Raw genomic sequence first — 6391 nt, forward strand, 5'->3', positions numbered from 1 at the left:
ATGAGAAAGCTCGCTTTGCATTGGAAGATAATCATTGGAATGGTGCTGGGTGTCCTGTATGGACTTTTAGCTAGCGAAATGGGCTGGGTTGATTTTACTAACGATTGGATAAAACCTTGGGGTAAAATCTTTATCAACCTATTAAAGTTGATTGCTGTTCCTCTAGTATTCGCATCTCTTATAAAAGGAGTGAGTAGTTTGAGCGATATTTCTAAATTGTCTCGAATTGGTGGAAAAACAATAGGTATTTATCTTTTTACTACTGTAATATCAGTGACTTTTGGATTAATCTTGGTCAATATTGTGCAACCTGGTAAATCTTTTTCAGAAGAAAAAAGAATTGAACTAAAGGAGCAATACGCTTCTAATGCGGCTTCTAAAATAGCTTCAGCTAAAGACGTCAAAGAAGACGGTCCTTTGCAATTCGTTGTGGATATGGTTCCAAGTAATTTTATTCAGGCAACTGGCAACAATAAAAATATGCTTCAAGTAATTTTCTTTGCCATACTTTTTGGAATTGCTATGGTTATGCTACCCAAAGAAAAGACAGTTGTTGTGAAAGGTTTTTTTGATGGTGTTAATGACATTATATTGCAAATTGTCGATATAATAATGCTATCAGCCCCATATGGTGTTTTTGCATTGCTAGGAGGTTTAGTTGTTGATTTTGGAGGTTCGGCAGAACTTTTTCAAGCTCTTGGCGTTTATTCTTTATGTGTTATTGTGGGCTTGTTGCTTATGATATTTTTAGTTTATCCCCTTATTTTAAAATCGTTTACTAAGTTTAAGTATTTTGATTTTTTCAAGGGAATAGCACCGGCACAGATGTTGGCATTTTCTACCAGTTCTAGTGCAGCGACTTTGCCAGTAACAATGGAAAGATGTGAAGATCATTTGGGTGTTTCTGAAGAAGTATCGTCTTTTGTCCTACCTCTAGGAGCTACTATAAATATGGACGGTACTTCCTTGTATCAGGCAGTAGCGGCAGTATTTATTGCTCAAGCTTTCGGTTATGACTTAGATTTAAGTCAGCAATTAACCATAGTATTGACCTCTACATTAGCTTCTATTGGTGCGGCGGCAGTTCCTGGTGCTGGAATGGTAATGTTGGTAATAGTGCTAAGTTCAATAGGCATAGATCCTGAAGGAATAGCATTGATTTTTGCTGTAGATAGAATACTTGATATGTTGCGTACTGTGGTTAATGTTACTGGCGATGCAACTGTGGCAACTGTAGTTGCTGCTACTGAAGGTCAATTAAAAGATGTAACCGAAAAAGATTTAATGAGCTAATGAGATTAATACTTTTAATACTACTGTGTTTTAATTTCACCCTTATAGCGCAAAATAACTGTAATCTTGAGGTTGATGGTGTGGCAAAGAAGAATTATAATAAAGCTAAGCGATTAGCAGATGATCTTCGTTTTTCAGAGTCTTTACGCTATATAAACAAGGCTATAGAGATACAAACAGATTATCCTAACGCCTATTTCCTCATGGGAAGAATTTATGAGCTTAAAAAGGATATGGATAATGCTAAAACGTATTATGAAAAGACTATTGAGGTTTGTCCTATGCATTCTCCATTGGTTTATTGGTTTTTAGCGACTTCTGAAATGGAGCAAAAGTCATTCAAACAGGCTAAAAAATATTTCAGTAGCTATTTAGAGTTTCTGTCATTACCTGAAGAAAATAAGGCTATGGCACGACATCAGCTTAAAATTGCCAAGTTTTATGATGATATGTATTCCAATCCTGTACCATTTTCTCCAAAACCTGTAAAAGGTGTTTGTACATCTGATGATGAATACCTATCGGCTTTGTCTCCTGATAATGAATTTGCATACTACACTAGAAGAAGTACTAAGCAAGAGATTGGTATGTTGCGTCCCGAGACCGTTGAGGAATTTATAATGTCTCGTAAGGAAGATGAGTATTTTGATTCAGGACAAAAGATGTCAGCTCCTTTTAATTTAAGATCTAACGAGGGCGGACCTAGCTTATCTATTGATAATAGAGAATTGTTTTTCACTATTTGCGCAAAGGAAAGAGGGTACAAGAATTGTGATATTTACTATTCTAAAATGAAGTATGAGAATTGGTCAGAGTTAAAACGCCTCAAATATCCTATCAATAAGCCTGACAGTTGGGAGTCTCAGCCTACAATTTCATCAGATGGAAACACCCTTATTTTTAGTAGTATCAGAGCTGGAGGAGTGGGAGGCTCAGATTTGTATAGTGTTATTAGAGATGAAAGCGGCAATTGGGGCAATCTTAATTCGCTAATGATTAATACAGAGGGTAATGAAAAATCTCCTTTTTTACACCCAGATAGCGAAACTTTATATTTCTCTTCAGACACCCATTTAGGATTAGGTGGTTTGGATATTTTTTATTGTAAGAAAGATTCTACTGGCAACTGGGCAAACCCTATTAATATTGGATATCCTATAAATAGTGAAAATGATGATATAGCATTCTTTGTTAGTACGGATGGAAAAACAGCTTATTTTTCATCAAATAAATTGTCTGGTGTAGGCGGTTGGGATTTGTATGAATTTCCTTTGTATAAAGCTGCAAGACCTGAAAAAGTATTGTTTATAAAAGGTGATGTTAAAGCTGAGCAAGGAGAGTTGTTGTTTGATGCTGTCGTTGAGGTGAAGTCAATGAAAACAAAACAAGTTACACGAGTGGAGGTTAATCAGGAGAGTGGACAATATGTAGGAGTTATAAATGTGCAAGAAGACGAAGATGTAATGGTGACTGTGAAGACAAAAGATTATGCTTTCAATTCCCAATATATTTCTGCTGCTGATGAAAATTATCATAAACCTAGTCAGTTAGACTTTGAAATGCAATCTATAGAAGAAGGCAAGTCTTTTCGTATTAATAATATCTATTTTGATACTGATGCTTTTGATCTTAATCCTCAAGCTCAAGGTGTATTAAATAGTTTTACTGATTTCATGGATTTAAATCCAAGTGTTAATGTAGAAATACATGGTCATACGGATGATGTTGGAGATAACGCTTCAAATTTGGATTTATCGACTAAAAGAGCAAAAGAAGTGCATGATTACCTTATTCAAATAGGGGTTGCTTCTAATCGTATTTCCTTTAAAGGTTTTGGTGAATCCAAGCCTTTGGTTGCTAACGATTCTGAAAAAAATAAAGCTATCAACCGAAGGACAGAGTTCTTCATTACCAAAAAATAATCAAAAAAAAACCTGCACTTTAATTGGTGCAGGTTGTATGATGAAAGATAAAACTTAGTTTCTTTTCTCTTTAATTCTTGCTTTTTTACCTGTTAAGCCTCTTAGATAAAAAATACGAGCTCTTCTTACGGAACCTTCTTTGTTTACCTCGATTTTCTCGACAGCAGGTGATAATACTGGAAAAATTCTTTCCACACCAATACCGCTTGAAATTTTGCGTACTGTAAATGTTTCGGTAGTGCTTTTACCTTTTCTTTGAATTACTACACCTTTAAAAAGCTGAGTTCTTTCTTTGCCACCCTCTTTAATTTTGTAGTGTACAGTTACTGTGTCGCCAGCGCTAAAAGAAGGAAAATCGTTTCCTTTTAATAATTCGTTTTCTACGTACTTAATTTGTTCCATTGTAGTAATCTTTATTTTTTGCCTTGAAAAAGGTTTGCAATATTACGATATAATTTTAAATAACGCTTAAGAATTAAAAGAAAAAATACAACTTAGGAATCTAGTATATCGGGTCTTCTTTTTTTTGTCCTTTCTAACGCTTGTTCATGTCTCCATTCTTCTATCTTCGGGAAGTTGCCTGAAAGCAGTATTTCTGGAACTTTCCATTGGTTGTATTCTGCAGGTCTTGTGTAGACTGGTGGTGCCAACAGATTGTCTTGAAAAGAGTCTGTAAGGGCAGATGTTTCGTCAGAAATCACACCAGGAATAAGTCTAATTATGCTATCGCATAAAATAGCTGCCGCTAATTCGCCACCAGTAAGAACAAAATCACCAATAGATAGTTCGTGGGTAATGTAATGATCTCTAATCCGCTGGTCTACGCCTTTGTAGTGGCCGCATAGAATAATGATGTTTTCAAAAGTAGAGTAATGGTTAGAGATAGATTGGTTTAATCGTTCGCCATCAGGTGTCATATAAATTATAGCATCGTAGCTTCGTTCGGACTTTAATTTCTCTATGCAGTCAGCAATGGGCTGTATGCACATGACCATTCCAGCGCCACCACCGAATTGATAATCGTCTACTTTTTTGTGTTTGTCAGTCGAGTAGGAGCGAATGTCGTGTAGCTTTATTTCTACTATTTTTTTCTCAATAGCACGCTGCAAAATGGAATGTTCAAAAGGGCTTTTTAAAAGCTGTGGATGAATCGTTAATATGTCAATTCTCATTTTTCAAAGTTACAACAAATCTTTTTTATGTCTTGTGAGTAGGGTTTAAAATAATGGTCAAAATGCTAACTGACAAAATGTCAAAAATAAATCATAAAATAATTATAATCAATATATTATATTGCTTATATAAAGTTTTAATTTTTAAAGCTAAGTATTATGATCTTATACTTGAAGAGTTAATTAAACTAGATTTCCAAAGTGAATATTCTGCAAAAAAAAATGTAGATTTGTATAATATTTTAAACATCTTAAAGTCCTAGCCCAATGAAAAAAATCATTTTATTTTTTTTAACTATTCTTACTATTCCTTTTAGCGCACAATCTCAAGATTATATCGGTCAATGGAGAAGTAGTGATACTACAGAACTTGTTGAAATTACTGCAGATACCATTTTTGTTTACGAACTTGAAGACAACTGTTATGATTTAACCAAAATAAATTATACGGTAGAATCAAGCCATTCATGGTCACTATCAATAGAAGGACAGTCTGTTCCTGTAATCTACAATTTAACAAATGCTAACACTACATTAACTCTCTTTAGTTCTTTTGATACCACCACTTACTACTCCCTTACTTTTGACATAAGTCAGTATGAACCCTGTTCTGACACTAATAGCTCTGATGGTGAGTATATCGGAAATTGGATGACATTATCTGCGCCGCTTATGTATTTAGAATTTACTTCTGATTCTTTATTTGTATATCGTTTTGATTCTGTAAACTGCTATACCCTAAATCGTATAACTTGTACAGATTTAGGTAATAATCAGCTTTTGATTTCTGGTCTAGCTACAACTTCTTACACCATAAGCAATTTTGGTCTTAATATGACTGTTAGTATATTCGGCTTGGGTGATTTACAATTGGTTAAAACGCCATTTAATCCGGATAATTGGGTAGAATGCACTTACAAATGGGAGTGTAATTATACTTCAGGTGTATGTGAAGATGTAGGCTTGAATCAAGGCTCTTATAATACTCAATTAGCTTGTCAGGCGATTTGTTTGGTAGATACTACCTCAATAGAGGAATACGATTTGAATGTAAATATTTACCCTAATCCTTTTAGTGATTATGCTACAATTCAATTCAACGATAATGTCAGTCATTATCAGCTGTTTGATGTGTCGGGTAGATTACTATTTGAAAAGCAAGTTGTAGGTTCTATTGAATATCTTCAAAAGAATGACTTAACTACTGGAGTATATTTTTTACAATTTATGGGGCAAAATAAAATGGGTAGAGAAAAGATAGTGATTGATTAATAATATTTTTCAAATGAAAATAGCCGAGCATTTGCTCGGCTATTTTTTTGTATTGTAAGTGCCCAGAATGGCACTTGGTATTTTGCCATTCCCTGAACTCCTAGTGGTCTAGAAGAAGTTCCACAGACCTTAAAGAACTTAAATATTCACCCTAATCCAGCTAATGAATTTATAGATATAGTCTTAGACTATGATATTAGAAGCTCTACTCAGATAGTAATCTATAACGAAGCAGGATATATATATATCACAAAGAAAATGTTTCTAATCTCAATAAAAACGAGCCTTACAGATTTGATATTTCAAGAGTACCAGCGGGTAAGTATTTTATCACCATTGTCAATAACAAAACCTATACAACAGCTCAAAAACTAATTATTATTTAATGCCCTTTACTAAAGGAAATAGCGGTAATCCGTTAGGTAGACCAAAAGGTTCACTAAACAGCTCAACAAAGGAGTTTAGAGAGCTTCTAAGCCACTCTATCGATTCTAACAAGATATCGGAGATGTTAAATAAGATAGAAGACCCTATGGACTATATTAATGCAGTATCAAAACTACTTCCCTATTACTTACCAAAAGTCAAACCAATTGATACTGAATTACAAGACATTGAACCAGTAGTAATTAATCTACATACGGATAAGGACTGTAAAGAACAATAGGTTTACAATTAATCTTTTAAAGACCTTAGGAGCTAACTATTACGTCACTAAGTTTATTGGTAGTA

At 34.2% G+C, this 6391-nt stretch carries 6 protein-coding genes; 4 read left to right on the plus strand and 2 right to left on the minus strand.

What is annotated here, in order from left to right; genetic code table 11:
- Window positions 1-1293 carry a dicarboxylate/amino acid:cation symporter gene (locus P8I29_00890; protein ID MDG1916352.1) on the plus strand — a complete coding sequence of 431 codons (1293 nt, stop codon included), beginning with the start codon at window positions 1-3 and terminating at the stop codon, window positions 1291-1293.
- Window positions 1293-3215, plus strand: a complete 1923-nt coding sequence (locus P8I29_00895; GenBank protein MDG1916353.1) for an OmpA family protein — start codon at window positions 1293-1295, stop codon at window positions 3213-3215. Before P8I29_00890 ends, P8I29_00895 begins: the two co-directional genes overlap by 1 nt.
- A gap of 54 nt (window positions 3216-3269) precedes the next feature.
- On the opposite strand, the gene rplS is transcribed toward P8I29_00895, so the two are convergent.
- Both rplS and trmD read right to left on the minus strand, forming a co-directional pair.
- Window positions 3270-3617, minus strand: a complete 348-nt coding sequence (gene rplS / locus P8I29_00900) for a 50S ribosomal protein L19 (GenBank protein ID MDG1916354.1) — start codon at window positions 3615-3617, stop codon at window positions 3270-3272.
- Between the two features lie 92 nt (window positions 3618-3709).
- Window positions 3710-4387, minus strand: coding sequence for a tRNA (guanosine(37)-N1)-methyltransferase TrmD (gene trmD, locus P8I29_00905; GenBank protein ID MDG1916355.1), 678 nt, complete (start codon window positions 4385-4387; stop codon window positions 3710-3712).
- A gap of 267 nt (window positions 4388-4654) precedes the next feature.
- Between trmD and P8I29_00910 the strand changes: the two genes are divergently transcribed.
- Window positions 4655-5659 (plus strand): T9SS type A sorting domain-containing protein, encoded by a 1005-nt coding sequence (locus tag P8I29_00910; protein MDG1916356.1) that lies wholly within the window; start codon window positions 4655-4657, stop codon window positions 5657-5659.
- Between the two features lie 385 nt (window positions 5660-6044).
- On the plus strand, window positions 6045-6326 hold the full coding sequence (locus tag P8I29_00915) for a DUF5681 domain-containing protein (GenBank protein ID MDG1916357.1): 282 nt from the start codon (window positions 6045-6047) through the stop codon (window positions 6324-6326).
- Window positions 6327-6391 lie beyond the last annotated feature (65 nt).

Source organism: Flavobacteriales bacterium (assembly GCA_029248105.1).
Lineage (GTDB): Bacteria > Bacteroidota > Bacteroidia > Flavobacteriales > UBA7312 > UBA8444.

Coding starts and splice junctions, on each gene's coding strand:
- P8I29_00890 (MDG1916352.1), top strand. CDS start 1: ATGAGAAAGCTCGCTTTGCATTGGAAGATAATCATTGGAATGGTGCTG.
- P8I29_00895 (MDG1916353.1), top strand. CDS start 1,293: ATGAGATTAATACTTTTAATACTACTGTGTTTTAATTTCACCCTTATA.
- rplS (MDG1916354.1), bottom strand. CDS start 3,617: ATGGAACAAATTAAGTACGTAGAAAACGAATTATTAAAAGGAAACGAT.
- trmD (MDG1916355.1), bottom strand. CDS start 4,387: ATGAGAATTGACATATTAACGATTCATCCACAGCTTTTAAAAAGCCCT.
- P8I29_00910 (MDG1916356.1), top strand. CDS start 4,655: ATGAAAAAAATCATTTTATTTTTTTTAACTATTCTTACTATTCCTTTT.
- P8I29_00915 (MDG1916357.1), top strand. CDS start 6,045: ATGCCCTTTACTAAAGGAAATAGCGGTAATCCGTTAGGTAGACCAAAA.